The following is a 26,027-nucleotide window of genomic DNA, read 5'->3' as shown; positions in this document are numbered from 1 at the left end:
GAGTATGATCGCTTGGCAGGAAAGTGCCGTGGTGTGTCAGATCAATTGACAAGCAAGGTCGGCTTTCCTAGGGTTCGCCTCATTCTTTTTACAAGACAATTGAACCATGACCGAAGAAGACCGTATCAAACTCGAACCCAGCTGGAAACATGCCCTGCGCGGGGAGTTCGACAAGCCTTACATGGCGCAGTTGCGCGAGTTCCTGCGCCAGGAACACGCCGCCGGCAAAGAGATTTACCCGCCTGGCCCGCTGATCTTTAACGCGCTCAACTCCACGCCGCTGGACAAGGTGAAAGTGGTGATACTGGGCCAGGACCCGTATCACGGGCCCGGCCAGGCCCACGGGCTGTGTTTCTCAGTGCAACCCGGCGTGCCGGCGCCGCCGTCGCTGGTCAACGTCTTCAAGGAACTCAAGCGCGACCTGAACATCGACATCCCCAACCATGGCTGCCTGCAAAGCTGGGCTGACCAGGGCGTGTTGTTGCTCAACACCACCATGACTGTCGAGCGCGCCAACGCCAATGCCCATGCGGGCAAGGGCTGGCAGTTCTTTACCGACCGGATTATCGAGGTGGTCAGCGAGCATCAGCCGCATCTGGTGTTTTTGCTGTGGGGCGCGCATGCCCAGAGCAAGCAGAAGCTGATCGATGCCACCAAGCACCTGGTGCTGACCTCGGTGCATCCGTCGCCGCTGTCGGCGTATCGCGGGTTTCTGGGCTGCGGGCATTTCAGTCGCGCCAACAAGTTTCTTGAGCAGAATGGCGAGACGCCGATCGAGTGGCGGTTGCCGCCAATGTGAACGGCGCGGCCGCACGTCACAATCGGACTTGCGATACCGTGCCATTGCCTATGTTGGCGACGTAGGCGAATCGGCCGCTGGGGATTACGACAATGCCCCGCGGTTTGTTGAAGCCCTGAACCGTACCGGTCACAGCTTGTGTGCGAGTGTTAATAATACTTACGCGGTTGCCATCGGTTTCCGGGATGTAGGCCAACTCAAACATCGTATGAAATGCCACCTGATAGGGGCTTTGAAAGCCGGCCAGTATCTTACTGACCAGTGCGGTGCTGGTGTCGCCGATATAGACCTCTCCACGGTCCCTATACGTGATATAGATCCGTGAGTTGAAGCGGGCATGAGCAATGGAGGCAGCTTGACCGGCAACGGTAGGGGTTTGGGTCACAATGCGGTTGGTCCCCAGATTGATGCTGGCCCAGCCGACTGAGTCCGAAGCAACGTGTGAACGTGCATTGCCGGGTGCTATCGCAATAGCTCTAGGGTAGGGCACTGTCGTGGCGGTGATTCGCTGGTGGTTGTCGGTATTGATCGCCACGACTTCTGAAGCGCCGTGGTCTGCTACGTATAAGCGTGTTCCGATGGAATTCAACGCAAAACCATTGATAGCCGTGAACCCCCTGATCTGATCAATGACCGTATCGGTCAAGGTATCTATCACCGTGATCGACGTATCGCTGGCCTGGCTGTTATCGCTGGTATAAAGGCGAGGGACAGTGGGGTGCATGGCCAGCCAAATGGGTGATCCCACATTGGTTATCATGCGCAGGAGGCTAAAGGTCGCTGTATCGATGACCGTAATACCCTGTGGGAGTGTGGCGCTTGCGACATACAGGCGCGTTCCATCTCCATTGAGTACAAGGCGATTGGGGCTCCCGGAACGGCAAGCGTGCCTACGATTGCGGCGGGTTCTTCATCGTCATTTTCGAGCGTTGTTTCGGTTGGGGCCGCCATGATGCGCTCCTCAATGGGTAGTCACACCATAAATGGCCCACAAAGATGAGCATGGCTAGCTGTGAGAATTGACAGTTCAGACAAGCGGAGATGGCCTCTGAAAGGACCACTCTTTAGGGTCAGGGTTGACGGTTCCAGTATCGAAACAACGGCTCGGCCAAAAACAACACAAATAACAAGCGCATCACCTGCATCGCCGTCACCAGCGGCACCGACAGCTGCAGGGTTTCGGCCGTAAGGCTCATCTCCGCAATCCCGCCGGGCATCATGCCCAAGGTCAGCGAGCGCAGGTCCAAGAGGGTCAGGGCACTCAGGCCCACAGCCGCCAGTGTCGCCAGCGCCATGGTCAAGGCGGTGCCGATCAAGGTGCGCCCCATAAAGGATGGAGCCCTGCGAAAGAACTGTCGGTTGAAATGGCAACCCAACCCGCTGCCGATCAACCACTGGCCAATCTGGCTGCCGCCGTCGGGCAAACCGATATGCAGGTCCCAGACAACACTGGCCGTCGCACTCACCAGCAACGGCCCGAACAGCCAAGGGTTAGGCTGGCGCAAACGCTGCCAACCCCAGGCCACCAGAGCGCCCATCGGAAACAGCATCAACAACCAAGGCCAACTCACCGGTGCCGGATGAAACTGCGGCGCGCCGCCTTCCAGTAGATACTTGAAGATCGCCGGCACACACAGCACCACCACCAGCACCCGCAGACTTTGCCCCGCCGCCACACGGCTGAGTACCGCGCCGTTGCGCGCGCCAAGGTTGACCATCTCGCCGGAACCACCCGGCATGCTTGAGAAAAACGCCGTGGCACGGTCTTCGCCACTGCGGCGCATCAACCACACACCGACCACGCTCGACAGGCTGGTGACCAGCGCGCCGAAGAAAATCAGGCCGAAGTGGCTCATCACCTGCTCGATCACCAGCGGCGTGAAGTGCAGGCCGATGCCGATGCCCACGACCCATTGGCCGCATTTGCGACCGCCGGGAATTTCCGCCAACTGCCATGGCGTTAGGCAACGCACCAGGATGATCGCCAACAACGAACCGACCATGTACGGCAACGGCCAGCCGACGAGGCTGGCCAGGTAACCGCCGGCCAGGCCGACCAGTGGTGTTCCCCACCAATGTTTAAAAGTGACCTCAGACATCGGCCAGGGCACGACGCTGCAAGGCACGTTTACGGTAGATGCGCACGAGCGGGAACATCAGCATCAACGCGGTCAGTACCCACACGCCAAAGGTGATCGGGCTCGACCACAGGATCTCCAGCGCACCGTTGGAGATCGACAGCGCGCGGCGCAGGTTCTGCTCCATCAGGCCGCCGAGGATAAAGCCCAGCAGCACTGGCGACAGCGGGAAGTCGAGCTTGCGCAGGATGTAGCCGAAGATGCCGATGCCGACCATCAGGAACAGGTCGAAAGTGGTGGCGTGCACCGCGTATACACCAATCGCGGTGATGATGGCGATCACCGGCACCAGCGCCCAGTTCGGCACGGCGAGGATACGGGTGAAGATTCGGATCATCGGGATGTTGAGGATCACCAGCATGATGTTGGCAATGAACAACGAGGCGATCAGGCCCCAGACAATGTCCGGTTGCTGTTGGAACAGCAGCGGGCCGGGCGTGATGTTGTACAGCGACAGGGCACCGATCATCACGGCGGTGGTGCCCGAGCCGGGCACGCCCAGGGTCAGCATCGGCACCAGCGCACCGCAGGCGGAGGCGCCGATCGCGGTTTCCGGCGCGGCGAGGCCACGCATGTCGCCCTGGCCGAACTTGCCGCTGGCGCCGGCCAGGCGTTTCTCGGTCATGTAGGCAACGGCCGAGGCCAACGTAGCACCCGCGCCCGGCAGCACACCCATGATAAAGCCGAGCAGGCCGCAACGGATGTTGACTGCGAAAACCGAAGACGCTTCCTTCAGGTTGAACATCATCCGGCCGGTGGCTTTCACGGCTTCCTGGCCACGATGGGTTTTTTCCAATAGCAACAGGATCTCGCTGATCGAGAACAGGCCCAGCACCAACACCACAAACTGGATGCCGTCGGTCAGGTGGATGTTGTCGCCGGTAAAACGGTACACGCCGCTGTTGGCGTCGATGCCCACGGCCGACAGGAACAGGCCGATCAACGCCGCCACGAACGTCTTCAAGGGTTTGTCACCGGCCATGCCGCCCAGACAAACAATCGCGAACACCATCAGGACGAAATATTCCGCCGGGCCGAAGGCAATCGCCCATTTGGCCAGCAGCGGCGCAAACAGCACCATGCCGCAGGTGGCGATGAATGCGCCGATGAACGAACTCCAGGCCGACAACGACAGTGCTACGCCGGCCAGGCCTTTGCGGGCCATCGGGTAGCCGTCGAGGGTGGTCATCACGGTGGAAGCTTCGCCCGGAATGTTCAACAGGATCGAGCTGATACGCCCGCCGTACTCGCAGCCCAGGTACACGGCGGCGAGCAGGATCAAGGCCGACTCCGGCGGCAGGCCGAGGGCGAAGGCGATGGGGATCAACAGCGCCACGCCGTTGATCGGCCCCAGGCCCGGCAACAGGCCAACCACGGTGCCGATCAAGGTGCCACACAACGCGGTTATCAGGTTGTAAGGGGACAGTGCAACGCCGAAGCCCTGGCCCAAATAGCCGAAAGTATCCATGTCAGTTCTCCAGAACGTCGAGCAGGCCAAGGGGCAGCGGCACATCCATGACTTTATCGAACAGCAGATATAGACCGATGGCCATCAGGCCGACGATGACCACGCTGGGCAACCAGCGGCCGCCATACAGGCGTGCCATAGGGATGCCGATCAGCAGGCTGCTGAGGATGAAGCCCAGGGGTTCGAAGGTGCCGGCGAACACGATCAACAGCGCGACACACACGCCGATCTTGACCAGGGTGTCGCGGTCCAGCGCCGGCTCTTCTTCGGTGTGTTGGGTCGCTTGCGGGCGAATCAGCATGTAGATCAGCGCCAGGCTCATCAGCCCGAGCATCAGCAGCGGGAAGGCGCGTGGCCCGACCGGCTCGTAGGAAAAGGCTGCCTGATACGGCCAGGCCATCAGCGCCAGGCCGGCGCAGGCCAGCAGCAGCACGGCGGCAAAAATACGTTGTATGAGCATAGGAAACTCCAAGGCTACGCTTGCAGAAGCGAGCGAGCTCGCGAAGAACTCAAAGACACCACGTACGTCTATCCAGATAGCGCGTGTGATCGTTGACGTTGTTCGCGAGCAAGCCCGCTCACACAGGGAGGACGGTTACTGGATCAGGCCGAACTCTTTGGCCAGCACTTTGTAGTCCGCCACCTGTTTCTTCACGTAGGTGTCCAGCTCCGGGCCGGTCATGGCGAACGGGAACAGCTCGCGCTGGTCACGCAGCTTGGCGAACTCGTCGGAGGCCAGCAGCTTGTCGAAGGCGTCTTTCCACCAGGCGTAGTCGGCATCGCTGACTTTTGGCCCCAGGTAGAAACCGCGCACCACTGGCCAGACGATGTCGTAGCCTTGCTCTTTGGCGGTCGGAATGTTCTTCATTTCCGGCTCGTCCAGACGCTTTTCGGAGAACACCGCCAGCAGGCGCATGTCGCCGCTCAAGATGTGCGGCATGGAGTCGGAGATGTCGGTACTGCCCACCTGGATATGACCACCGAGCAGGGCGGTGGCGATTTCACCGCCGCCTTCCAGGGCCACGTAACGCAGCTCGCGTGGGTTGATCCCGGCGGCCTTGGCGATCAGCGCGGTTTGCATCCAGTCCTGGCTGCCAACAGTGCCGCCGGAACCGATCACCACGCTGCCCGGATCTTTCTTCAAGGCTTTGACCAGATCGTCGAGGGTCTTGTAGGGCGAATCGGCTTTCACGGCGATGGCACCGTAGCTGGTGCCGACTGCTGCCAGCCAACGCACGGCGCTTTCATCGAAGCGCCCGAACTTGCCCTGTGCCAGGTTCAACAACGAACCGCTGGACCACGCCACCAGGGTGCCGCCGTCCGCCGGGCGCTGGGCGACCACGGCGTTGTACGCCACTGCGCCCACGCCGCCTGGCATGTAGGTCACGCGCATCGGTTTGCTCAACAGTTTTTCGTTGACCAGTGCGCTTTGCACCAGTTTGCAGGTCAGGTCGAAACCGCCGCCAGGGGAGGCCGGGGCGATGCATTCGGGGCGCTTGGGTTCTTCGGCGGCCAGCAGGTGGCCGGCGAACAGCATGCAGCCGGCGGCGAGGGCGAGTTTACGTAGGGGGAACGTCATGTGTGTCTCCATTTATTGTTCTTATTTGGCGAAAACGCTTCGAGGCGTTTTTCGGGTGCTATCGCTCAATAGCTTGGCGGGCGTAACCTGCCGTCGCCTGATGCTAAACGGCGAAGCTTTCAGTAACCTTTCAACTGTCTTTCAATGTTTTCGGGCTTCACAGGGCAGGCGGCGCCTGTAAACTGCCTCGCAAAGCGTGGCGCCGACCACCCCGAATAAGGTAGAAATCCATGCGTGTCCTTCTGGTTGAAGACCACCTGCAGCTCGCCGAAAGTGTGGCCCAGGCGCTCAAGAGCACGGGTTTGACCGTCGATGTGCTGCACGATGGCGTGGCTGCGGACCTGGCCCTGAGCAGTGAGGAATACGCAGTGGTCATCCTCGACGTGGGTTTGCCGCGCATGGACGGTTTCGAGGTGCTCGCACGTTTGCGCGGCCGTGGAAAAAACCTACCGGTGCTGATGCTGACCGCGCGCAGTGATGTGAAGGACCGCGTTCACGGCCTGAACCTGGGGGCTGATGACTACCTTGCCAAACCTTTCGAGCTGACGGAGTTGGAAGCGCGGGTCAAGGCACTGCTGCGACGCAGCGTGTTGGGCGGGGAGCGGCAGCAGACCTGCGGCGTGCTGGTCTACGACCTCGATACCCGGCGGTTCACCGTGGGCGGCGAGTTGATGACGCTCACCTCCCGGGAGCAAGCGGTGCTTGAAGCGCTGATCGCCCGCCCAGGACGGGTGATGAGCAAGGAGCAGTTGGCCTCCCAAGTGTTCGGCCTGGACGAAGAGGCCAGCCCCGATGCCATCGAAATCTACGTGCACCGCCTGCGCAAGAAACTCGACGGCCAGCCCATCGCCATCGTGACCTTCCGAGGTCTCGGCTATTTGCTGGAAGCCCGCGATGCATAAGCCCAGCAGCCTGCGCTGGCGCTTATTGTGGAACCTGGCATTGTTGCTGGTGCTGTTGATGTTGGCCAGCGGCATGAGTGCCTACTGGAATGGCCGCGAGGCCGCCGACACCGCCTACGACCGTACGCTGCTGGCCTCGGCGCGCACCATCGCCGCCGGCTTGACCGAGGTGGACGGCACCTTGAGCGCCAATGTGCCCTATGTGGCCCTGGACACCTTTGCCTACGACAGCGCCGGGCGTATTTATTACCAGGTCAATGACATCGACCAGAAGCTGATCTCCGGCTACGAAAACCTTCCCGGCCCGCCACCCGGTACGCCTCGCACCGACGATTATCCGGCGCTGGCGCGCTTCTACGACGCTGTCTACCAGGGCCAGCAGGTGCGCGTGGTCAGCTTGCTCAAAGCCGTATCCGAACCGAACATGAACGGCATGGCGGAAATCCGTGTCGCCGAAACCGATGAAGCGCGCGTGAGCATGGCCCGCAGCCTGATGGCCGATACCTTGCTGCGCCTGGGTATGCTCGCCATCGGCGCCTTGTTGCTGGTGTGGTTTGCCGTGAGTGCGGCGCTGCGTCCACTGGAGCGCCTGCGCACGGCGGTGGAAGAGCGCCAGCCCGACGATTTGCGTCCGCTGCCCTTGGTGGAGGTGCAAGATGAATTCGGCCCTCTGGTGCGCTCCCTCAACCACTTCACCGAGCGCTTGCGCGGCCAGTTCGAACGCCAGGCGCAATTCATTGCCGATGCGGCCCATGAACTGCGCACGCCGCTGGCCGCGCTCAAGGCCCGGCTGGAGCTGGGCTTGCGCGCAGAGGAACCCGCCATCTGGCGCAACACGCTGGAAACCGCGGCCCAGGGCACTGACCGCCTGACTCATCTGGCCAACCAGCTGTTGTCCCTGGCGCGTATCGAAAACGGCGCCCGAGCGATTGCCGAAGGCGGCGCGCAGTTACTCGATCTCAGCCAGTTGGCCCGGGAGCTGGGCATGGCCATGGCGCCGCTGGCTCACGCACGTGGCGTGGCACTGGCGCTGGAAGCCGACGAGCCGGTGTGGCTGCGTGGAGAGCCCACTCTGTTGAACGAGTTGCTGAGCAACCTGGTGGACAACGCCCTGGCCCACACGCCGCCCGGCGGCAACGTGATCCTGCGGGTGACGGCGCCGGCGGTGCTGGAAGTTGAAGACGATGGCCCCGGTATCCCGCTGGATGAGCGGGACCGGGTATTCGAGCGCTTCTATCGCCGCAGTCAGCAGGGCATGGGCTCGGGGCTGGGGCTGGCGATTGTCGGTGAAATCTGCCGGGCGCATCTGGCGCAGATCAGCCTGCACGATGGCGAGCAGGCGGGGTTGAAAGTGCGGGTGAGTTTTATCGCGGGCTGATCAATAAAACATCGAGCGGGCTTCATCCAGCTCGGTGCGCAGCTTTTCGCTGTAGGGGTCAACTCGCAGTTTTTTCATGGCCGGCACGCTGGAGACGTCCACTTGTGCCAGCGGGTGATCGGTGCCGCGATGGCAATACAGCACGGCGACCTGTACCAGGTCGATGTAGTCGAGGCTGGCCGAGTCGCGCTCCAGGTCCAGGTACAGGCCAGGCAATTTCGCCAGCATTTCCGGGAAGTCCCAGACGCCCAGCAGTTTGTCGCCGAGCAGCGGATGAATGCTTTCGATGACGTGGTTGAGGCTGACCGGGTCCGCGAGCAGCTCGTAGTGGTCTTCGGCGTAGGTCAGGATCGGCAGAACACCGATCTGGTGCACCAGGCCGCCGAGGGCTGCCTGGTCCGGCTTGAGCTGGCTGTGGCTGCGGCACAGGGCGTAACTCACCCCGGCGACTTCCAGGCTGCGGCGCCACACATCACGCATCTTTTGTTCAACCACATCGGAGCGGGCATGGAAGATCTGCTCCATCACCAGGCCGATCGCCAGGTTGCTGCTGTAGTTGGTGCCCAGCCGGGTGATGGCGGTGTGCAGGTCGGTGACTTCCTGGGTGGCACGCAACAACGGGCTGTTGACCACTTTGATCAGGCGCGCCGACAGTGCGGTGTCGCGACCGATGACTTTGCTCAAATGGCTGATGCTGATTTCCGGGTCTTCGGCGGCCTGGCGAATGTTCAGGGCCACTTCCGGCAATGTCGGCAGAACCAGGTCATCGTTGCCGATGGCCTTCACCAAAGCCTGTTGGACTTTTTCCGCCAGCTTGTTCATTCATGATCTCTAGGGTGTTGCAAAAAGGTACGGCGACTAACGCTGGATCTCTCGATCACGGTCAAGCGTGTAAGGCAGATCGAGCAGTTGCAAGCCGGGCCCTTCCAGTGTGCCTAAATGCACATCGCCACTATCGGCAGCTTCGGCTTGCAATACGGCCAGAAGTTCAACGGTCTGGTCAGCTTTTGCTGCAAGGACCACTTCGCCGATCGAGCTGTTGTGGTTGGGTGAAAACAGCGGCGTGCCTGGCTCGGGTAGTTGCGTCGTATCAAGGCGCAGGCGGTACAGGCGGCGCTTGAGTTTGCCCAGGTACTGCATGCGCGCGACGATTTCCTGGCCGGTGTAGCAGCCCTTCTTGAAGCTCACGCCGCCTACGGCTTGCAGGTTGAGCATCTGGGGGATGAACAATTCGCGTGTCTGCGGCATGACCTGGCCGATGCCGGCGCGGATTTGGCCCAGCAGCCATTCATTCAAGTCAGCTTGTTGCAGGTGTTCGGCCAGTTGGCTGCGCACGCTCTCGGCTTGCTCGGCGGGCACCCAGAGTTCGGCCCGGCCAGGGGAGACGCGAAGGGCGATCAATGCTTCATGGCGGGCGACGCTGTCAGTCTCGGCCGGCAACTCAAGGCCAAGGCTGGCCAGGGCCGGATCGGCATTCACCAGGCCAAAGCGCGCCCAGGCGACGCTTTCGTCGGTGAGTTTGGATTTGGAGAACACCGCGTATTTCTTCAGGTCCGCCAGTTGTGGCTCCAGCAGCTCGGTGGTCATGGCCAGTAGCACGCCGTCACCTTGCAGCAAAATGCGGAAACTGGACTGCATGCGCCCTTTTTGTGTGCAGCGCGCGCCGAGGCTGGCCTGGGTATCGCTCAGGTAGTTGAGGTTACATGTCAGTTGGCCCTGAAGGAATTTGGACGCGTCGGCGCCGCGGACGGCGAGAATACCTTCGTGGGACAGGGGGCAGAAGAAAGCAGAGTCAGCCATGGGTCATCGCAGGTCAAAAAGTCATAGGTGCATCATAGAGGGGCGCCCGGCAAATGGATAGTTTCGTCGCGGGTGACCACAGCCGACTGTTCCGGTGCCGTCGGGCCTGTATACTTGCGCTCTATTTGAGGAGCGCTCCATGGTCGAAGAAGTCGAAATCAATCGTCTCTACTGGCACAGCCGTCGCGGCATGCTGGAGTTGGACGTGTTGCTGGTACCTTTCACCAAAGAGGTCTACGCGACGCTCGATCAGGTAGATCGCGACCTGTATGTACGGCTGCTGGAATGCGAAGACCAGGACATGTTCGGCTGGTTCATGGAGCGTGCCGAGTCCGAAGACCCGGAGCTGCAGCGCATGGTCCGGATGATTCTGGATCGTGTCCAGCCCAAGTAATGTTTTCGAATGCCGCTGGCAGGCCTCACGGCTGTTGCTGGCGGCGTATTTCCTCGCCCAGCTGTTCGCGTTGGGTGCGCTGTCGGCGATTGAGCTGCCTTATTCGAGCCTGGGCATGCTGCTGTGTATGGCGCACGCCACCTGGGTCTTGCCGCGTTTTATCCTGTTGACGCACCGTTCGTCCGTCCGTGGCCTGCGCCGTGATGCGGATGGCTGGCAGCTCTTCAGCGCTGAGCGTGGTTGGCACGGCGTGCAGTTGCGTCCAGACAGCCTGGCCTTGCCTTTGATCGTGGTGCTGCGTTATCGGGTGCCGGGGGAGTGGCGGGTGCGCACGATCTGCGTGCCCAGGGACGCGCAAAGCGCCGATATGCACCGGCGCCTGCGGGTACGCCTGAAGTTCAGCCGCCGTAGGTGGTTGGCACCAGGATAGTGTCGCGGGCCTCGGGCAGCATTTGCGGGTAGTCGAGGGTGTAATGCAGGCCCCGGCTTTCCTTGCGCTCCATGGCTGAGCGGATCATCAGTTCAGCGACCTGAGCCAGGTTGCGCAGCTCGATCAAATCGCGACTGACCTTGTAATTGCAGTAGAACTCGTCGATCTCATCCAGCAGCAAGCGTACGCGGTGCTGCGCCCGTTGCAGGCGTTTGTTGGTGCGCACGATCCCCACGTAGTCCCACATGAAGCGGCGCAGCTCGTCCCAGTTGTGCGCGATGATCACGTCTTCGTCCGAATCGGTCACCTGGCTGGCGTCCCAGCGGGGCAGGGCGGCCGGCACCGCGATACGTGGCAGCTGTTCGAGAATGTCCGCCGCCGCGGATCGCGCATAGACGAAACACTCAAGCAACGAGTTGCTGGCCATGCGATTGGCGCCGTGCAGGCCGGTGAAGCTGGTTTCGCCGATCGCATAGAGGCCGGGTACGTCGGTGCGGCCGTGCCTGTCGACCATCACGCCGCCGCAGGTGTAGTGCGCGGCCGGCACCACGGGGATCGGGCCTTTGGTGATGTCGATGTTGAAGGCCAGGCAGCGCTCGTACACCGTGGGGAAGTGGGTCTTGATGAAAGCCTCGGGCTTGTGGCTGATGTCCAGATAGACACAGTCGACGCCCAGGCGCTTCATTTCATGGTCGATGGCGCGGGCGACGATATCGCGGGGCGCGAGTTCGGCGCGCGGGTCGAAGCGCTGCATGAAGCGCTCGCCGTTGGGTAGCTTCAGGTGCGCGCCTTCGCCGCGCAGAGCTTCGGTGATCAGGAAACTCTTGGCCTGTGGGTGATACAGGCAAGTGGGGTGGAACTGGTTGAATTCCAGGTTGGCCACGCGGCAGCCGGAGCGCCAGGCCATGGCGATGCCGTCGCCACAGGCGCCGTCCGGGTTACTGGTGTAGAGGTAGACCTTGGCCGCGCCACCCGAAGCCAGGACAGTGAAGCGCGCGCCGTAGGTGTCGACTTCTCCGCTGCCACGGTTGAGCACGTAGGCGCCAAGGCAGCGTTCTCCGTCCAGGCCCAGACGTTTTTCGGTGATCAGGTCGACGGCGACACGCTGCTCCAGCAATTCGATGTTGGGGCGTTGCCGGGCTTGTTCGAGCAGCGTCTTGAAAATCGCAGCGCCGGTGGCGTCGGCGGCGTGGATGATGCGGCGATGGCTGTGGCCGCCTTCGCGGGTCAGGTGAAATTCGAAACCGCCGTCCTCACTGCCCGCATGTTCGTCACGCGTGAACGGCACGCCCTGGTCGATCAGCCATTGGATGGCTTCGCGGCTGTGCTCCACGGTGAAGCGTACCGCTTCTTCATCGCACAGGCCGCCGCCGGCGTTGAGGGTGTCTTCGACATGGGACTGCACCGTATCGGTGTCGTCCAGCACGGCGGCAACACCGCCTTGGGCCCAGAACGTCGAGCCGTTGGCCAGGTCGCCTTTGCTCAGCACTGCAATGCGCAGGTGGCTGGGAAGGGTCAGCGCAAGGCTCAAGCCGGCCGCGCCGCTGCCGATCACCAGGACATCGTGTTGAAACTGTTGGCTCATTTGAAGGATTCCGCAAAAAGCGATCCGAAGGGTTGGCGCAAACAGGACGCCTGGATCGGCGAATCAAAGGGTCACACGGGCCACTAGTATATAGAGGGGTGGAGCGGCACAATAGCCGGGCATTCGTGGCAATCTGAGATTACGGTGCACAGCTCGGGTGAAATTGGCCGGTTTTGGGACGGGAACTTTTTGCATGAGCCCCGACTCAATAGCAGGTTGCCCGAAAGCTGGGAAAACGTTGAGTTTATTGGCCCGTCGGGAGCATTGGACGCGTCAGAAAAACCGGCGACAAGATTATTCGCGCAGCCGGCGTTGCCCGCGCTGCGTTTTTCGTGTGTGCCAAATCAGTGCGTGCCGGAAACTTGCTTGAAGGGGGAGAACTTTTGCGAAAAGACCGAGTCTATGTTTGCAAGCCTGATCGTTTAGTTATGCAAGCCTCCTACGAGTACAACGAGGAGTGTTCATGCTAACCCAGGAAGAGGATCAGCAGCTGGTCGAGCGCGTACAACGTGGCGACAAGCGAGCTTTTGATCTGCTAGTGCTGAAATACCAGCACAAAATTCTCGGGTTGATCGTGCGGTTTGTGCACGACACCCATGAAGCGCAGGACGTTGCACAGGAAGCCTTTATCAAGGCTTACCGTGCACTTGGTAATTTTCGCGGTGATAGTGCGTTTTACACGTGGCTATACCGAATCGCCATCAACACGGCGAAGAACTATCTGGTGTCTCGCGGACGCCGCCCACCGGATAGCGATGTAAGTTCAGAAGATGCGGAATTTTACGATGGTGATCACGGGCTCAAGGATCTCGAGTCCCCGGAGCGTGCATTGCTGCGCGACGAGATCGAAGGCACCGTTCATCGCACAATTCAGCAACTGCCAGAAGATTTGCGTACGGCGTTAACTTTACGTGAATTCGATGGTCTGAGTTACGAAGACATTGCGAGCGTCATGCAGTGTCCGGTGGGGACTGTAAGGTCACGGATTTTCCGGGCCCGGGAAGCCATCGATAAAGCCTTGCAACCGTTGTTGCAAGAGAACTAAAGACAGCGGCGACAGCCAAGAGAGGAACCGCCATGAGTCGTGATGCCCTGCAGGAATCGCTGTCCGCAGTGATGGATAACGAAGCGGATGAACTGGAACTTCGTCGGGTGCTCAATGCATTTGATGATGCCCAAACCCGTGATACCTGGTCTCGTTACCAAGTCGCTCGGGCGGTGATGCACAAGGATCTTCTAATCCCTCGTCTGGATATTGCTGCGGCCGTTTCTGCCGCGCTGGCTGATGAAGCCGTTCCGGCAAAAGCTGCTCGTGGTCCTTGGCGTAGCCTGGGCCGCCTGGCAGTCGCTGCCTCGGTAACTGTTGCCGTGCTGGCGGGTGTTCGCCTGTACAACCAGGACGAAATCGCCGGTGCCGAACTGGCCCAGCAGACTCAGCAGCCGGTCATGGCCGGTCCGCAAGTCAAAGGCCCGGCGGTACTGGCCGGCTACAAGGAAAGCTCCGACACCACCGGGCCTATGGCCAATGGCGTCTTGCAAGGGCAATCCGGCTGGCAAGACCAGCGTCTTCCAGGCTACCTGCGCCAACACGCACAGGAATCGGCCCTGAAAGGCACTGAAACCGCTCTGCCCTATGCTCGCGCAGCAAGTCTGGAAAACCGCTAATCCGTAAGGAGCTCTATGCGAGCCATACCGCTCCTTACGCTTTTGCTCAGTGGTTGCTTAGCACTCCCCGCCCATGCCGATGAAGCCCAAGACTGGCTGACTCGACTTGGGCGTGCAGAGCAGCAGCAAAGCTTTCAAGGTACGTTCGTCTACGAACGTAACGGCAGTTTCTCCACCCATGACATCTGGCACAGAGTCCAGAATGGCCAGGTCCGTGAGCGCCTCTTGCAGCTCGATGGTTCTGCCCAGGAAGTTGTGCGAGTGGATGGCCGCACGCAATGCGTCAGCGGCACCCTTGTCGCAGGCCTTGGCAATTCCCGTGACGCACCCTCGCGTGCGCTGGATCCGCAAAAACTCAATCAATTCTACGAACTGGCCGTTATTGGCAAATCCCGTGTGGCCGGTCGAAATGCGGTGATCGTGTCGATCACGCCGCGTGATCAATACCGCTACGGTTTTGAACTGCACCTGGACCGTGAAACCGCGCTGCCGCTCAAATCCTTGCTCTTGAATGATAAAGACCAGTTGCTTGAGCGCTTCCAGTTCACGCGATTGAATACGTCCGTCGTGCCTGACGACCGCGATCTGCAACCCAGTGTCGAATGTGCACCGATTACCGTGGCGAGTAGCAAGGCACCCAAGGTACAGTCCACCGAGACGTGGCATATGGAATGGTTGCCGCCAGGTTTTCAACTGACCACCAGCAGTGCTCGTAAGGACGCACAGACCAAAACAACGGTAGACAGCCTGATGTATAGCGACGGGCTGGCGCGTTTCTCTGTGTTCCTTGAGCCGGTCAGCGATGGGGGCGTCACGGAGGCCCGCACGCAACTGGGCCCGACGGTGGCTGTTTCCCGCCGCCTGAACACGGTAGATGGCGAAATGATGGTCACGGTGGTGGGCGAGATCCCTGTCGGCACCGCTGAACGTATCGCGTTGTCGGTGCGCGGTGAAAAAAAGCCAGCCGTGAATCGTTAATCTTATGTTCATCCTGACGTTTCACTGTAGGCGCATGGCAGGTGGGTTGCCGAGAGCATGAAATGTCTGGATCAGCATTTTCACTTGCAAAAATCACTCATGTTTTTTATAGGTCAGGGCTGTCGGCGCTGGCCTTGTTTTGTTCGCGGAACAAAGATGCCGGTCGTATTGCGGCGTTTCTTGAACCCTGTCGCTCAACCCTGCTCGTCGTAACGGGAGCTGTATGTCGATACCACGCTTGAAGTCCTATCTATCCATAATCGCCACGGTATTGGTGCTGGGCCAGGCCTTGCCTGCGCAAGCAGTCGAGTTGCCTGACTTCACCCAATTGGTCGAGCAGGCCTCGCCAGCTGTGGTGAACATCAGCACCACGCAAAAACTGCCGGATCGCAAAGTCTCCAACCAGCCAATGCCGGACCTTGAAGGCCTGCCGCCAATGCTGCGCGAGTTCTTCGAGCGCGGCATGCCCCAACCGCGCACGCCCCGTGGCGGTGGTGGCCAGCGTGAAGCGCAGTCCCTGGGTTCCGGCTTCATCATCTCGCCGGACGGCTACATCCTCACCAACAACCACGTGATTGCCGACGCCGATGAGATCCTGGTGCGCCTGGCTGATCGCAGTGAGCTCAAAGCCAAACTGGTCGGCACCGATCCACGTTCCGATGTGGCTTTGCTGAAAATTGAAGGCAAGGACCTCCCGGTGCTGAAGCTGGGTAAATCCCAGGACCTGAAAGCCGGGCAATGGGTCGTCGCCATCGGTTCGCCGTTTGGTTTCGACCATACCGTTACCCAAGGTATCGTCAGCGCAATTGGCCGCAGCCTGCCGAACGAAAACTATGTGCCGTTCATCCAGACCGACGTGCCAATCAACCCGGGTAACTCCGGTGGCCCGCTGTTCAACCTGGCGGGCGAAGTGGTTGGGATCAACTCGCAGATCTACACCCGTTCCGGTGGTTTCATGGGTGTGTCTTTCGCCATCCCGATCGACGTCGCCATGGACGTTTCCAACCAGCTGAAAAGCGGTGGCAAGGTCAGTCGTGGCTGGTTGGGCGTGGTGATCCAGGAAGTGAACAAAGACTTGGCTGAATCCTTCGGCCTCGATAAGCCGGCCGGTGCCCTGGTCGCGCAGATTCAGGACGACGGTCCGGCTGCCAAAGGTGGCCTGCAGGTCGGCGACGTGATTCTGAGCATGAACGGCCAGCCGATCGTCATGTCAGCCGACCTGCCGCATCTGGTGGGCGCGCTCAAGGCTGGCAGCAAGGCCAAGCTGGAAGTGATCCGCGATGGCAAGCGCCAGAACGTTGAGCTGACCGTTGGCGCCATCCCTGAAGAGGGCGCAACCCTGGATGCCCTGGGCAACGCCAAGCCGGGTGCCGAGCGCAGCAGCAATCGCCTGGGCATTGCCGTGGCCGAGCTGACCCCTGAGCAGAAGAAGACCTTCGACCTCAAGAGCGGCGTCGTGATCAAGGAAGTGCAGGACGGTCCTGCTTCGCTGATCGGCCTGCAGCCCGGTGATGTGATCACTCACCTGAACAATCAGGCAATCGACAGCACCAAGCAGTTCACCGACATCGCCAAGGCGTTGCCGAAGAATCGTTCGGTGTCGATGCGCGTATTGCGTCAGGGACGTGCAAGCTTCATTACGTTCAAGCTGGCCGAGTAACTCGGTAAAAAAGCCCCGCCTTCGTTTAACGAAAGCGGGGCTTTTTTGTGCGCGATGGGTTTAGCTCATCATGCCTTTGACCAGGCGTTCCTGTTCGATCAGCTCACGCTGGCGTGCGTCGATACGAGAAGACAGGGGGAAATTGCTCCCGGCCCTGCGCTTGGCAAAATCCAACTGCTGGATCGCCTGCTGGAAATCGCCCACCAGCGCGAAATATTCGGCGCGCGCTTGATGCAGGCCAATGATGTTGCCGGACAAGCCGCGTGTTTCGGCGACCTGGTACCAGACGTCGGGGTCGTCGGGACGGGATTTGAGCAGTGCATCCAGGGCTTTCTCGGCATCGGCCGTACGGTTCTGCTTGAGCAACAGGTCGACCCGAATCTGGTTCAGCGGATAGTTGCCGGGGTACTGGGTGAGCAGCCGATCCGTGCGTTGCTGGGCATCAGGCAGGCGATTGTTGTCGATATCCAGTTGGATCTGCGCCAGGTTGTAGGTGATGTCGTTTGGTGCCTTGGCCAGCAGCGGTGCCAGGTTGTCCCGCGCCTGCTTGAACTGAGAGGCTTTGATCTGGGCGATGGCCAGGCCGTAACGCGCCACGTCGTTCTTCGGGTTCTCGTCCAGTTGCGCCTGGAAACGCTTGGCGGCCAGGCCGGAAGTGTCTTCGTACTGCAACTGCACCCGTGCGCGAATCAACTGATAGCGCAGGCTGTCTTCCTTGCCGCCGGGTTTGGCTTGTTCGGCGCGGTTACGGGTGTCGGCGATCCGTGATTCGGTGACCGGGTGCGTCAGCAGGAACTCCGGTGGCTTGGCGTCGAAGCGGTATTGGCGGCCCAGGCGCTCGAACATGGTCGGCATCGAGCGTGGGTCGTAGCCGGCCTTTTCCAGGTTGACGATACCGATGCGGTCGGCCTCTTGTTCATTTTGCCGAGAGAACCTGCGCTGTTCCTGGATCGCGGCGGCCTGGGTGCCGGCAATCGCCGCGATGCCGGCATCGCCAGCACCGGCCGCCGCCGCAATGATGCCGCCAAGCAGCGCTGCCATCATTGGGATCTGCATGCGCTGCTGCGCTTCCACGCCACGGGCGAAGTGACGCTGGGACAAGTGCGCCAGTTCATGGGCCAGTACCGAGGCATATTCCCCTTCGGTCTGGGCGTTGAGGAACAGCCCGCCGTTCACCCCCACAATGCCGCCTGGCGCCGCAAAGGCGTTGAGTTGCGGGCTGTTGATCAGGATGAACTCCAGGCGCCGGTCATTGACCTGGCTGGTTTCCACCAGTTTGTACACGCTGGTTTCGACGTAATCCTTGAGCTGCGGGTCGTTCAGTTGCGAGACCTGCCCGCGCAGGTAGGCCAGCCATGCGCGACCCAACTGGTATTCCTGTTGTGGCGAGACAATGGCAGAACTGGCGTCGCCAAGTGACGGCAGGTCGTCGGCGAAGCCTGGGGAGGCCAGCAGGCAAGCCAGCGTCAGCAGGGTGGGGCGCAAAAAAGTCATGCACAGAGCCTTTCGACAAAGAGCTTACTGTAGCCGGACACTGAGCTTCGGACCAGATATTCTAAGCGCCCGAATGCGTGCCCGGAGTAAAACCATGACCGACGCTGTAGCCTTTGATGCCGAACTTGACGCCAGCGGCCTCAATTGCCCATTACCCTTGCTCAAGGCCAAGCTGGAGCTCAATCGCCTGGCCAGTGGCGCGGTGCTCAAGGTGATCGCTACGGATGCGGGCTCCCAGCGGGACTTTCGCACGTTTGCCAAACTGGCCGGCCACACCCTGTTGCATGAAGAAGACGCCGCCGGTGTGTACCGTTACTGGTTGCGCAAGGCCTGAACCGTTTGCCCATCCTCCGAGGTTGATTGATGTTCAAAGTGTTACGAGACTGGATCCAGCGCTACTTCTCCGATGAAGAAGCAGTGGTGCTGGCGGTCCTGCTGTTCCTGGCCTTTACGGCCGTGCTCACCTTGGGTGGCATGCTGGCGCCAGTGCTGGCAGGGATGGTACTGGCGTATCTGATGCAGGGCCTGGTCACCACCTTGGAGCGCTTGCGCTTGCCTGGCGGGGCGGCCGTGGGGCTGGTGTTCGCTTTGTTCATGGGGCTGCTGGTGCTGTTTATCGTGGTGGTGTTGCCGTTGCTATGGCACCAGTTGATTACGCTGTTCAATGAATTGCCGGGCATGCTCGCCAAATGGCAGTCGCTGTTGCTGCTGTTGCCGGAGCGCTACCCGCACCTGGTTTCGGATGAGCAGGTGCTGCAAGCCATCGAAGTGGCGCGCGGCGAGATCGGAAAGTTCGGGCAATGGGCGTTGACCTTTTCCCTGTCCAGCCTGCCGCTGCTGGTCAATATCATGATCTATCTGGTGCTGGTACCGATCCTGGTGTTCTTCTTCCTCAAGGACCGCGTGATGATCGGCCGCTGGGTGCGGGGCTACCTGCCGCGCGAACGTGCACTGATCACTCGCGTTGCCGAGGAAATGAACCGGCAGATCGCCAACTACATTCGTGGCAAGGTGATCGAAATCATCATCTGTGGAGGCGTGACCTACATCGCTTTTATCGCCCTGGACCTGAACTACGCGGCCCTTCTGGCGTTGCTGGTGGGAATATCGGTAGTGGTGCCGTACGTCGGCGCCGTGGTGGTGACAGTGCCCGTGACCTTGATCGCACTGTTCCAGTGGGGCTGGAGCGACCAGTTCATCTATTTGATGGCGGTATACGGGATCATCCAGACCCTGGACGGCAATGTGCTGGTGCCGCTGCTGTTTTCGGAGGCCGTCAACCTGCACCCGGTGGCGATCATCTGCGCGGTGCTGTTGTTTGGGGGGTTGTGGGGGTTCTGGGGTGTGTTTTTTGCGATACCCCTGGCGACGCTGTTCAAGGCTGTGCTGGATGCGTGGCCGCGCAAGGAGCCGGTTGTAGCACCGCTATTATAATTCTGTCGCGCGGCAAACCAGTGGCGAGCGGGCCTTTTGTGGCGAGCGGGCTTGCCCCGCGTTGGGGGGCGAAGCACCCCTATGGAAGACGCATGCGGTGTATCAGACATTCCGCAGAGGCTGGTTTTGGGGCTGCTGCGCAGCCCAACGCGGGGCAAGCCCGCTCGCCACAAAAGCTCGCTCCAGAGCGAAATTCAGGTCTTATTCAGCGCCTGGGCCGCTGCCAGAACAGCATCCACATGCCCCGGCACTTTCACGCCGCGCCATTCCTGGCGCAACACGCCGTCCTTGTCGATGAGGAAGGTGCTGCGATCCACGCCCAGGTATTCCTTGCCGTACAGCTTCTTCAGCTTGATCACATCAAACAACTGGCAAACCGCTTCATCCTTGTCGCTGATCAGCTCAAAGGGGAATGCCTGCTTGCCCTTGAAGTTCTCGTGAGACTTCAAGCTGTCGCGCGAAACGCCGAACACCTCGGTGTTGGCGGCCTTGAACGCTTCATGCTGATCCCGAAAACCCTGGCCCTGCGTGGTGCAGCCCGGCGTGCTGTCCTTCGGGTAGAAGTAGATCACCACCTGCTTGCCCTTGAGTGCGGCGAGGTTGAAAGTCTGCCCGCTGGTGGCCTGGGCTTCGAAATCGGGGACCGGTGTATCGATGACTACCGCCATGAAAACTTCCTTACATTGGGTTCTGTGGGCGCCATGGTTCGATCAGTGCGTCGAGGTTCAACGCGTCGGCGAAATCCAGGAACTGATCGCGCAGCCAACTGATCTGCACTCCGGCCGGCAAGGTGACGGTGAACGTGGCGTTCAGCATGGTGCCGCCGGTCTGCGGAGCCAGGTAGGTGTCGCAGGTCAGGTTCTCCAGCTCGACATTGTGGTCGATAAAGAACTGGCACAGCTCGTTGACGATGTCCGAACGATAGGCCGAGCTGACATACGCCACGTAGGGCAGGGCCTGTGGCCGGTTCTCGAGGGCGGCGCTGCGCACCACGTTGACCGTGAAGTCATGCTTCTTGGCCAGGCCCGGCAGGCCGGTCTCCAGGCGCGCCAGGGCATCCCAGGTGCCGGAAATCTGCAGGACCAATGCACTGCACTCGCCATGGCGGGTCAGGCGCGACGTTACGACGGCGCAGCGGTTTTCATGGCTGGCGCGGCACAGGACGTTGGTCAGCTCCATGGGGTTGGCGCCGAGGGCACTGATAACAAGGAATTGTTCGCGAACTGTGGGGGTGGACATGCAGCCTTCCTAAAACGATGAGCGGTCGATACCGTGGGGCTGTATCGATCAAAGGATCAAGGGTAGCGAAAAGCGCCGCCAAGGGATAGGAGGTGGCGGTTTCATTGCGTGATCGGTCCTATTTCATCGTGCTTCATGGCGTGCTTTGGCCCGATGATGGCCTTACCTGTCGTTTAGTTGCGCCAGAACGCATCCTCAGGCGGTACTTCGCTTGTGCAAGCATCTTGGCGCCAGTACCATTACCGCTCTCTTTTTCCGGCAGGAGCGGTTGCATGATTGCGGGCAGTATGGTGGCACTGGTCACACCCATGGATGCACAAGGTCGTCTTGACTGGGACAGCCTGGGCAAACTGGTGGACTTCCACCTGCAAGAAGGCACCAACGCCATCGTGGCGGTCGGCACCACCGGTGAATCCGCCACCCTCGATGTGGAAGAACACATCCAGGTGATCGAGTTCGTGGTCAAGCGCGTCGCGGGCCGTATTGCCGTGATCGCCGGTACGGGCGCCAACTCGACGCGTGAAGCCATCGAGTTGACCAGAAACGCCAAAAAGGCCGGCGCCGATGCCTGCCTGCTGGTGACCCCGTATTACAACAAGCCGACCCAGGAAGGCCTGTACCAGCACTTTTGCGCCATTGCCGAAGCTGTCGATATCCCGCAGATCCTCTATAACGTACCGGGTCGTACCGCGTGCGATATGAAGGCCGAGACCGTGATCCGCCTGTCCACTGTGCCGAACATCATCGGCATCAAGGAGGCCACTGGCGACCTGCAGCGCGCCAAGGACATTCTGGCCGGCGTCAGCAGCGACTTCCTGTTGTATTCCGGTGACGACGCCACCGCCGTGGAGCTGATCCTGCTGGGCGGCAAAGGCAACATCAGCGTGACCGCCAACGTGGCCCCGCGCGCCATGAGCGACATGTGCGCCGCCGCCATCGCCGGCGACGCCGTGACCGCCCGTGCCATCCACGAAAAGCTGATGCCGCTCAACAAGACACTGTTTATCGAATCCAACCCTATTCCCGTGAAATGGGCGCTGACTGAAATGGGCATGATGCCGGACGGTATCCGTCTGCCGCTCACCCGTCTCAGTGAAGCCTGTCACGAACCGCTGCGACAGGCCCTGCGCCAGTCCGGCGTCCTGGTTTAATTGAGGAAGCACTACGCATGAAGCGATTGGCCGGACTTTCCGCACTTGCCTTGATTATCTCCAGCACCAGTGGCTGCGGTTGGATCTGGGGCCCGGAAGGCTACTTCCGTGACCGCGGTAGCGATTACCTGGAAGCCCAACCCACCAAACCCATGGAATTGCCGCCGGGCGTCAATGTCGCCAAGCGCCTTGACCCGTTGCTGCCGATCCCGCGCAACGTCGCCGACGACACCACCAAGGGTGAGTACGTGGTACCGCGTCCGCAGCCGATCGCGTCCGTGGCGGATGCCAGCGACTACAGCCTGCAGAAGAGCGGCGACTCCCGCTGGATCGTGGCCCAGCGCCCACCTGCCGAAGTCTGGCCGGTGGCCGTGCAGTTCTTTCAGGACAATGGTTTTCGCATCGACGAACAGCGCCCGCAGACCGGTGAGTTCACCACCGCATGGCAGCAGGGCAGCGAACTGTCGGCCACCATGGCCAAGCGTTTGCAGGCCGGTGGTGTAGCCGCCGACAGCGAAGCCCGTGTGCGTGTGCGCATCGAGCCAGGCGTGCAGCGCAATACCAGTGAAGTCTACGTGGTCAGCGCCGAGCGTCCCGCCGGCAGCACGGCCAACGTTGAGTTCACCAACCGCTCGGTCAATACCGGCGTCGACTCGGCACTGGTCGACGAAATGCTGGCCAGCATGAGCCGTATCTCTGAGAAGGGTGGTTCGGTATCCCTGCTCGCGGCACGCGATTACGACACCCCGAGCCGTGTCAGCCTCACCGAAGACGGCAGCGGTAACGTGGTGCTCAACCTGGGTGAAGACCTCGACCGTGCCTGGGCCAGTGTTGGCCGCGCGCTGGAGCAGGGTCCATGGCGTGTTGAAGACATCAACCGCAGCCTGGGCCTGTACTACATCAACGTGGCTGAGAAGGCCGAGCGTAAAGATGAAGAGCCCGGTTTCTTCGGCAAGCTGTTCGGCAGCCAGCCGACCAAGGAAGAGATCGAGACCCGCGCCGAGCGTTACCAGGTTCGTTTGAGCAAGGTAGGCGACGCCGTGCAAGTCACCGTCGAGAAAAACATCAATACCGTTGCGCCCGCTGAAACAGCGCGCAAAGTATTGGGCGTGATTCAGGACAACCTGGGCTGATCCGATGCGTTTTGCCGTTCTCGGCAGCGGTAGCCAAGGGAACGGCACGCTGGTCGCACATGACGAGACCTATGTGCTGGTGGATTGTGGTTTCTCGTTACGGGAAACCGAGCGGCGCCTGCTGCGGCTGGGGGTTCACCCCGCGCAGCTGAGCGCGATTCTAGTGACCCACGAACATGCCGACCACGTGCATGGCGTGGGTTTGCTGTCTCGGCGCTACAATCTTCCGGTCTACCTCAGTCGCGGCACCTTGCGCGGGATGCGCAAACCCATTGAACCTGCGGGTTTCCTGGCCGGTGGCGAGCAACTGCAGATCGGTGCCCTGGGCATCGATGTCATTGCCGTTGCGCACGACGCCCAGGAGCCGACGCAATATGTATTCAGTGATGGCGAGCGGCGCTTCGGCGTACTCACCGACCTGGGTTCCTACTGCGCCAAGGTGCTGGACGGTTACCGGAACCTCGATGCGCTGATGATCGAGTCCAACCACTGCCGAGACCTGCTGGCTCGCGGGCATTACCCGTACTTTCTCAAGCAGCGGGTGGGCGGCGAACTGGGGCATTTGAACAACCACCAGGCGGCGTACCTGGTGTATGAGTTGGGCTGGCAAGACTTGCAACACCTGGTCCTGGCCCACCTGAGCAGCAAGAACAACCTGCCGACGCTTGCCCGGCAATGTTTTGTCGACACCCTCGGGTGCGACCCGGACTGGCTGCAACTGGCCGATCAAGATTCAGGGCTCGACTGGCGACACATCGCCTAGCCCACCATTTAGCAAGCGGAGCCCATCATGGAAAAACGTGAAGAACTCTACCGCGGCAAAGCCAAGTCGGTATACAAGACCGACGACGCCAACCGCCTGATCCTGCTGTTTCGCAACGACACCTCGGCGTTCGACGGCAAGCGCATCGAACAGCTTGATCGCAAGGGCATGGTGAACAACAAGTTCAACGCCTTTATCATGCAGAAGCTCGAAGCGGCCGGTATCCCGACCCAATTCGACAAACTGCTGGGCGACAACGAGTGCCTGGTCAAGAAGCTGGACATGATCCCGGTGGAATGCGTCGTGCGTAACTACGCCGCCGGCAGCCTGGTCAAGCGCCTGGGCGTCGAAGAGGGCCTCAAGCTAAACCCCTACACCTTCGAACTGTTCCTGAAGGACGACGCCAAGGGCGACCCGTTCATCAACGAATCCCACGTCGTGGCGTTCGGCTGGGGCACCGCTGAGCAACTGGTCCGCATGAAGGAGCTGTCCCTCAAGGTCAACGACGTGCTGAGCAAGCTGTTCGACGACGCAGGCCTCTTGCTGGTGGACTTCAAGCTCGAATTCGGCGTGTTCCACGACGGCTCCATCGTCCTGGGCGACGAATTCAGCCCGGACGGCTGCCGCCTGTGGGACAAGGACACCAAGAAGAAGATGGACAAAGACCGCTTCCGCCAGGGCCTGGGTGACGTGATCGAAGCCTACGAAGAAGTCGCCAAGCGCCTCGGCGTACCGCTTTAATCGACGCAAGCATCTGATAGCACGGAAAAAAATCGCCTCGGCGCTTTGCATCCTCGAATCATGCTGTTATGATGCGCGCCGTTGGAGAGATGCCAGAGTGGCCGAATGGGACGGATTCGAAATCCGTTGTACCTTCACCGGTACCTAGGGTTCGAATCCCTATCTCTCCGCCATTATTTGTAAACGAGAACCCCCAATAACTTAAATGTTGTTGGGGGTTTTTGTTTTTGTAGCAGAAAGGGTCAAGTGAATTCTGCTACGGTCATCATCACCGGATTCCAATGCGGGTCGATCATGAACTTTGAAACAGTGCTCACGCATTTACGGGCGAACCTCCCTGGTCTGTTGGCGGTGTATGCGTTTGGCAGCCAGGTAACGGGCGAGGCACAGGCAGACAGTGACCTTGACCTGGCTGCTCTGGTTGAGGGGCGTATTGACCCACTGCAGTTGTGGCGCCTATCTGGAGAGTTGGCGGATATCGTCAAAGTACCTGTCGATTTGTTGGACTTGCGTGCTGCGTCAACCGTCATGCAATACCAAGTCATAACGACAGGGCGCCTGCTCTGGAGTAAGGACAGTCAGGCAGGTATTTTTGAGAGCTATATTCTCAGCGAGAAAACGGCGTTGGATGCTGCCAGAGCCGGGCTGCTAGCCGACATTCATAAGGACGGGACGGTATATGGTCGATGACGTACTCATCAACAAGGCTGCCAGCATTGAGCGTTGTGTGGCGCGTGCCCGGGAGGAATATGAAAAGGACCCTGCCAGTTTTGCCACTGATTACACTCGCCAGGATGCAGCCATTCTCAATATTCAGCGTGCATGTGAAGCCGCGCTGGACATGGGGCAGCATCTGATTCGTCGTGAGCGCCTTGGCGTTCCCCAAGGCGCGCGCGACGTGTTCGAACTGCTGGCTCAGGGCGGTTGGGTGAGCCCATCTTTGTTGACCAACCTGAAGAATATGGTCGGCTTCCGCAATATCGCCGTGCATGAGTATCAAACGCTTCAGTTGCCGATCACGGTTGCGATCATTACTCAGCACCTGGGCGATTTCCTGGCATTCAGTTCGCACATTTTAACTAAGGACTCGGCCGTCCGGCGGCTTTAAAAAAACCTCGTGAACGCTACATCGAGACGGGCCTGGCTGACCATTGATCCCACTCTGCGATTTGGCACTGCATGACCCTTCAGTTTCTTGCCCTGCGGTTTTGCTGGTGGCTTTTTGTCCGTCTCCTTAACCGTCTCCCTCGGCCTTTTCTTTGCCTCGCCCTCTGTCACGTATTCCCCTGTTACCGC

The 26,027-nt window shown here is 60.4% G+C and carries 28 protein-coding genes and 1 tRNA gene; 18 read left to right on the top strand and 11 right to left on the bottom strand.

Annotated features, from left to right (window positions below; all coding sequences use genetic code 11):
- The first annotated feature begins 106 nt into the window (after positions 1 to 106).
- Positions 107 to 799, top strand: coding sequence for a uracil-DNA glycosylase (gene ung, locus ACLH0H_RS01995; RefSeq protein WP_411380768.1), 693 nt, complete (start codon positions 107 to 109; stop codon positions 797 to 799).
- Between the two features lie 16 nt (positions 800 to 815).
- Here ung and ACLH0H_RS01990 read toward each other — a convergent pair whose 3' ends face one another.
- The 5 genes from ACLH0H_RS01990 to ACLH0H_RS01970 form a co-directional block, all read right to left on the bottom strand.
- Positions 816 to 1,445 carry a YncE family protein gene (locus ACLH0H_RS01990; RefSeq protein ID WP_411380767.1) on the bottom strand — a complete coding sequence of 210 codons (630 nt, stop codon included), beginning with the start codon at positions 1,443 to 1,445 and terminating at the stop codon, positions 816 to 818.
- Between the two features lie 424 nt (positions 1,446 to 1,869).
- Positions 1,870 to 2,898 carry an AbrB family transcriptional regulator gene (locus ACLH0H_RS01985; protein WP_411380766.1) on the bottom strand — a complete coding sequence of 343 codons (1,029 nt, stop codon included), beginning with the start codon at positions 2,896 to 2,898 and terminating at the stop codon, positions 1,870 to 1,872.
- On the bottom strand, positions 2,891 to 4,405 hold the full coding sequence (locus ACLH0H_RS01980; RefSeq protein ID WP_411380765.1) for a tripartite tricarboxylate transporter permease: 1,515 nt from the start codon (positions 4,403 to 4,405) through the stop codon (positions 2,891 to 2,893). Before ACLH0H_RS01980 ends, ACLH0H_RS01985 begins: the two co-directional genes overlap by 8 nt.
- A 1-nt stretch (position 4,406) precedes the next feature.
- On the bottom strand, positions 4,407 to 4,865 hold the full coding sequence (locus tag ACLH0H_RS01975; protein ID WP_411380764.1) for a tripartite tricarboxylate transporter TctB family protein: 459 nt from the start codon (positions 4,863 to 4,865) through the stop codon (positions 4,407 to 4,409).
- A 135-nt stretch (positions 4,866 to 5,000) separates the two neighbouring features.
- Positions 5,001 to 5,984, bottom strand: a complete 984-nt coding sequence (locus ACLH0H_RS01970; RefSeq protein WP_169376430.1) for a Bug family tripartite tricarboxylate transporter substrate binding protein — start codon at positions 5,982 to 5,984, stop codon at positions 5,001 to 5,003.
- Between the two features lie 230 nt (positions 5,985 to 6,214).
- On the opposite strand from ACLH0H_RS01970, the gene ACLH0H_RS01965 reads away from it, so the two are divergent.
- Positions 6,215 to 6,886, top strand: coding sequence for a response regulator (locus ACLH0H_RS01965; protein ID WP_076950204.1), 672 nt, complete (start codon positions 6,215 to 6,217; stop codon positions 6,884 to 6,886).
- Positions 6,879 to 8,264, top strand: coding sequence for a sensor histidine kinase (locus tag ACLH0H_RS01960; protein WP_411380763.1), 1,386 nt, complete (start codon positions 6,879 to 6,881; stop codon positions 8,262 to 8,264). The genes ACLH0H_RS01965 and ACLH0H_RS01960 overlap by 8 nt, the downstream gene beginning before the upstream one ends.
- On the opposite strand, the gene ACLH0H_RS01955 is transcribed toward ACLH0H_RS01960, so the two are convergent.
- Positions 8,265 to 9,086: an HDOD domain-containing protein gene (locus tag ACLH0H_RS01955; protein WP_411380762.1), complete on the bottom strand. Its 822-nt coding sequence runs from the start codon at positions 9,084 to 9,086 to the stop codon at positions 8,265 to 8,267.
- Positions 9,087 to 9,122: 36 nt separating this feature from the next.
- Positions 9,123 to 10,064: a YgfZ/GcvT domain-containing protein gene (locus tag ACLH0H_RS01950; RefSeq protein ID WP_411380761.1), complete on the bottom strand. Its 942-nt coding sequence runs from the start codon at positions 10,062 to 10,064 to the stop codon at positions 9,123 to 9,125.
- A gap of 139 nt (positions 10,065 to 10,203) precedes the next feature.
- On the opposite strand from ACLH0H_RS01950, the gene ACLH0H_RS01945 reads away from it, so the two are divergent.
- Both ACLH0H_RS01945 and ACLH0H_RS01940 read left to right on the top strand, forming a co-directional pair.
- Positions 10,204 to 10,458 (top strand): succinate dehydrogenase assembly factor 2, encoded by a 255-nt coding sequence (locus tag ACLH0H_RS01945; RefSeq protein ID WP_076950210.1) that lies wholly within the window; start codon positions 10,204 to 10,206, stop codon positions 10,456 to 10,458.
- Positions 10,442 to 10,888 (top strand): protein YgfX, encoded by a 447-nt coding sequence (locus ACLH0H_RS01940; RefSeq protein WP_411380760.1) that lies wholly within the window; start codon positions 10,442 to 10,444, stop codon positions 10,886 to 10,888. The genes ACLH0H_RS01945 and ACLH0H_RS01940 overlap by 17 nt, the downstream gene beginning before the upstream one ends.
- On the opposite strand, the gene nadB is transcribed toward ACLH0H_RS01940, so the two are convergent.
- On the bottom strand, positions 10,857 to 12,473 hold the full coding sequence (gene nadB / locus ACLH0H_RS01935) for an L-aspartate oxidase (RefSeq protein ID WP_411380759.1): 1,617 nt from the start codon (positions 12,471 to 12,473) through the stop codon (positions 10,857 to 10,859). The two genes, ACLH0H_RS01940 and nadB, sit on opposite strands and share 32 nt — an antisense overlap.
- A 463-nt stretch (positions 12,474 to 12,936) precedes the next feature.
- Between nadB and rpoE the strand changes: the two genes are divergently transcribed.
- From rpoE to ACLH0H_RS01915, 4 genes are all read left to right on the top strand, one after another.
- Positions 12,937 to 13,518 (top strand): RNA polymerase sigma factor RpoE, encoded by a 582-nt coding sequence (gene rpoE / locus ACLH0H_RS01930; protein WP_003172477.1) that lies wholly within the window; start codon positions 12,937 to 12,939, stop codon positions 13,516 to 13,518.
- A gap of 32 nt (positions 13,519 to 13,550) precedes the next feature.
- On the top strand, positions 13,551 to 14,138 hold the full coding sequence (locus ACLH0H_RS01925; RefSeq protein WP_411380758.1) for a sigma-E factor negative regulatory protein: 588 nt from the start codon (positions 13,551 to 13,553) through the stop codon (positions 14,136 to 14,138).
- A 15-nt stretch (positions 14,139 to 14,153) separates the two neighbouring features.
- Positions 14,154 to 15,116, top strand: a complete 963-nt coding sequence (locus tag ACLH0H_RS01920; RefSeq protein WP_411380757.1) for a MucB/RseB C-terminal domain-containing protein — start codon at positions 14,154 to 14,156, stop codon at positions 15,114 to 15,116.
- A 223-nt stretch (positions 15,117 to 15,339) separates the two neighbouring features.
- Positions 15,340 to 16,776 (top strand): DegQ family serine endoprotease, encoded by a 1,437-nt coding sequence (locus ACLH0H_RS01915; RefSeq protein ID WP_186693196.1) that lies wholly within the window; start codon positions 15,340 to 15,342, stop codon positions 16,774 to 16,776.
- Positions 16,777 to 16,836: 60 nt separating this feature from the next.
- On the opposite strand, the gene ACLH0H_RS01910 is transcribed toward ACLH0H_RS01915, so the two are convergent.
- Positions 16,837 to 18,270: a M48 family metalloprotease gene (locus ACLH0H_RS01910; RefSeq protein WP_076950216.1), complete on the bottom strand. Its 1,434-nt coding sequence runs from the start codon at positions 18,268 to 18,270 to the stop codon at positions 16,837 to 16,839.
- A 94-nt stretch (positions 18,271 to 18,364) separates the two neighbouring features.
- Between ACLH0H_RS01910 and ACLH0H_RS01905 the strand changes: the two genes are divergently transcribed.
- Positions 18,365 to 18,604, top strand: coding sequence for a sulfurtransferase TusA family protein (locus ACLH0H_RS01905; RefSeq protein ID WP_010212198.1), 240 nt, complete (start codon positions 18,365 to 18,367; stop codon positions 18,602 to 18,604).
- A gap of 29 nt (positions 18,605 to 18,633) precedes the next feature.
- The gene (locus ACLH0H_RS01900; protein WP_076950218.1) at positions 18,634 to 19,704 is read left to right on the top strand and encodes an AI-2E family transporter; all 1,071 of its coding nucleotides are present in this window, start codon (positions 18,634 to 18,636) and stop codon (positions 19,702 to 19,704) included.
- 194 nt (positions 19,705 to 19,898) lie between these two features.
- Here ACLH0H_RS01900 and ACLH0H_RS01895 read toward each other — a convergent pair whose 3' ends face one another.
- Positions 19,899 to 20,372, bottom strand: coding sequence for a peroxiredoxin (locus ACLH0H_RS01895; protein WP_411380756.1), 474 nt, complete (start codon positions 20,370 to 20,372; stop codon positions 19,899 to 19,901).
- A gap of 10 nt (positions 20,373 to 20,382) precedes the next feature.
- Positions 20,383 to 20,943: a glycine cleavage system protein R gene (locus ACLH0H_RS01890; RefSeq protein WP_012722773.1), complete on the bottom strand. Its 561-nt coding sequence runs from the start codon at positions 20,941 to 20,943 to the stop codon at positions 20,383 to 20,385.
- A gap of 272 nt (positions 20,944 to 21,215) precedes the next feature.
- Here ACLH0H_RS01890 and dapA point away from each other — a divergent pair, with 272 nt between their 5' ends.
- The 7 genes from dapA (at position 21,216) to hepT (ending at position 25,839) form a co-directional block, all read left to right on the top strand.
- Positions 21,216 to 22,094, top strand: a complete 879-nt coding sequence (gene dapA / locus ACLH0H_RS01885) for a 4-hydroxy-tetrahydrodipicolinate synthase (RefSeq protein WP_411380755.1) — start codon at positions 21,216 to 21,218, stop codon at positions 22,092 to 22,094.
- A gap of 17 nt (positions 22,095 to 22,111) precedes the next feature.
- Positions 22,112 to 23,227 carry an outer membrane protein assembly factor BamC gene (gene bamC, locus ACLH0H_RS01880; protein WP_076950221.1) on the top strand — a complete coding sequence of 372 codons (1,116 nt, stop codon included), beginning with the start codon at positions 22,112 to 22,114 and terminating at the stop codon, positions 23,225 to 23,227.
- Between the two features lie 4 nt (positions 23,228 to 23,231).
- Positions 23,232 to 23,990, top strand: a complete 759-nt coding sequence (locus ACLH0H_RS01875; protein WP_411380754.1) for an MBL fold metallo-hydrolase — start codon at positions 23,232 to 23,234, stop codon at positions 23,988 to 23,990.
- 27 nt (positions 23,991 to 24,017) lie between these two features.
- The gene (gene purC / locus ACLH0H_RS01870) at positions 24,018 to 24,731 is read left to right on the top strand and encodes a phosphoribosylaminoimidazolesuccinocarboxamide synthase (RefSeq protein ID WP_073521641.1); all 714 of its coding nucleotides are present in this window, start codon (positions 24,018 to 24,020) and stop codon (positions 24,729 to 24,731) included.
- Positions 24,732 to 24,814: 83 nt separating this feature from the next.
- Positions 24,815 to 24,904, top strand: a tRNA-Ser gene (locus ACLH0H_RS01865).
- A 121-nt stretch (positions 24,905 to 25,025) separates the two neighbouring features.
- Positions 25,026 to 25,421: a type VII toxin-antitoxin system MntA family adenylyltransferase antitoxin gene (gene mntA / locus ACLH0H_RS01860; RefSeq protein WP_411380753.1), complete on the top strand. Its 396-nt coding sequence runs from the start codon at positions 25,026 to 25,028 to the stop codon at positions 25,419 to 25,421.
- On the top strand, positions 25,411 to 25,839 hold the full coding sequence (gene hepT, locus ACLH0H_RS01855; protein WP_076950224.1) for a type VII toxin-antitoxin system HepT family RNase toxin: 429 nt from the start codon (positions 25,411 to 25,413) through the stop codon (positions 25,837 to 25,839). Before mntA ends, hepT begins: the two co-directional genes overlap by 11 nt.
- The last annotated feature ends 188 nt before the right edge of the window (positions 25,840 to 26,027 follow it).

The organism is Pseudomonas sp. MPB26, assembly GCF_046605355.1.
Classification (GTDB): Bacteria; Pseudomonadota; Gammaproteobacteria; order Pseudomonadales; family Pseudomonadaceae; genus Aquipseudomonas; species Aquipseudomonas cedrina.
Note: the sequence above shows the minus strand (reverse complement) of the source record. Positions and strands in the feature narration are given on the sequence as shown.

Bases quoted from the DNA above. Each gene is read 5' to 3' on its own strand.
- ung (WP_411380768.1), top strand. From the start codon at position 107: ATGACCGAAGAAGACCGTATCAAACTCGAACCCAGCTGGAAACATGCC.
- ACLH0H_RS01985 (WP_411380766.1), bottom strand. From the start codon at position 2,898: ATGTCTGAGGTCACTTTTAAACATTGGTGGGGAACACCACTGGTCGGC.
- ACLH0H_RS01980 (WP_411380765.1), bottom strand. From the start codon at position 4,405: ATGGATACTTTCGGCTATTTGGGCCAGGGCTTCGGCGTTGCACTGTCC.
- ACLH0H_RS01975 (WP_411380764.1), bottom strand. From the start codon at position 4,865: ATGCTCATACAACGTATTTTTGCCGCCGTGCTGCTGCTGGCCTGCGCC.
- ACLH0H_RS01970 (WP_169376430.1), bottom strand. From the start codon at position 5,984: ATGACGTTCCCCCTACGTAAACTCGCCCTCGCCGCCGGCTGCATGCTG.
- ACLH0H_RS01965 (WP_076950204.1), top strand. From the start codon at position 6,215: ATGCGTGTCCTTCTGGTTGAAGACCACCTGCAGCTCGCCGAAAGTGTG.
- ACLH0H_RS01960 (WP_411380763.1), top strand. From the start codon at position 6,879: ATGCATAAGCCCAGCAGCCTGCGCTGGCGCTTATTGTGGAACCTGGCA.
- ACLH0H_RS01955 (WP_411380762.1), bottom strand. From the start codon at position 9,086: ATGAACAAGCTGGCGGAAAAAGTCCAACAGGCTTTGGTGAAGGCCATC.
- ACLH0H_RS01950 (WP_411380761.1), bottom strand. From the start codon at position 10,064: ATGGCTGACTCTGCTTTCTTCTGCCCCCTGTCCCACGAAGGTATTCTC.
- ACLH0H_RS01945 (WP_076950210.1), top strand. From the start codon at position 10,204: ATGGTCGAAGAAGTCGAAATCAATCGTCTCTACTGGCACAGCCGTCGC.
- nadB (WP_411380759.1), bottom strand. From the start codon at position 12,473: ATGAGCCAACAGTTTCAACACGATGTCCTGGTGATCGGCAGCGGCGCG.
- rpoE (WP_003172477.1), top strand. From the start codon at position 12,937: ATGCTAACCCAGGAAGAGGATCAGCAGCTGGTCGAGCGCGTACAACGT.
- ACLH0H_RS01925 (WP_411380758.1), top strand. From the start codon at position 13,551: ATGAGTCGTGATGCCCTGCAGGAATCGCTGTCCGCAGTGATGGATAAC.
- ACLH0H_RS01920 (WP_411380757.1), top strand. From the start codon at position 14,154: ATGCGAGCCATACCGCTCCTTACGCTTTTGCTCAGTGGTTGCTTAGCA.
- ACLH0H_RS01915 (WP_186693196.1), top strand. From the start codon at position 15,340: ATGTCGATACCACGCTTGAAGTCCTATCTATCCATAATCGCCACGGTA.
- ACLH0H_RS01910 (WP_076950216.1), bottom strand. From the start codon at position 18,270: ATGACTTTTTTGCGCCCCACCCTGCTGACGCTGGCTTGCCTGCTGGCC.
- ACLH0H_RS01905 (WP_010212198.1), top strand. From the start codon at position 18,365: ATGACCGACGCTGTAGCCTTTGATGCCGAACTTGACGCCAGCGGCCTC.
- ACLH0H_RS01900 (WP_076950218.1), top strand. From the start codon at position 18,634: ATGTTCAAAGTGTTACGAGACTGGATCCAGCGCTACTTCTCCGATGAA.
- ACLH0H_RS01895 (WP_411380756.1), bottom strand. From the start codon at position 20,372: ATGGCGGTAGTCATCGATACACCGGTCCCCGATTTCGAAGCCCAGGCC.
- ACLH0H_RS01890 (WP_012722773.1), bottom strand. From the start codon at position 20,943: ATGTCCACCCCCACAGTTCGCGAACAATTCCTTGTTATCAGTGCCCTC.
- dapA (WP_411380755.1), top strand. From the start codon at position 21,216: ATGATTGCGGGCAGTATGGTGGCACTGGTCACACCCATGGATGCACAA.
- bamC (WP_076950221.1), top strand. From the start codon at position 22,112: ATGAAGCGATTGGCCGGACTTTCCGCACTTGCCTTGATTATCTCCAGC.
- ACLH0H_RS01875 (WP_411380754.1), top strand. From the start codon at position 23,232: ATGCGTTTTGCCGTTCTCGGCAGCGGTAGCCAAGGGAACGGCACGCTG.
- purC (WP_073521641.1), top strand. From the start codon at position 24,018: ATGGAAAAACGTGAAGAACTCTACCGCGGCAAAGCCAAGTCGGTATAC.
- mntA (WP_411380753.1), top strand. From the start codon at position 25,026: ATGAACTTTGAAACAGTGCTCACGCATTTACGGGCGAACCTCCCTGGT.
- hepT (WP_076950224.1), top strand. From the start codon at position 25,411: ATGGTCGATGACGTACTCATCAACAAGGCTGCCAGCATTGAGCGTTGT.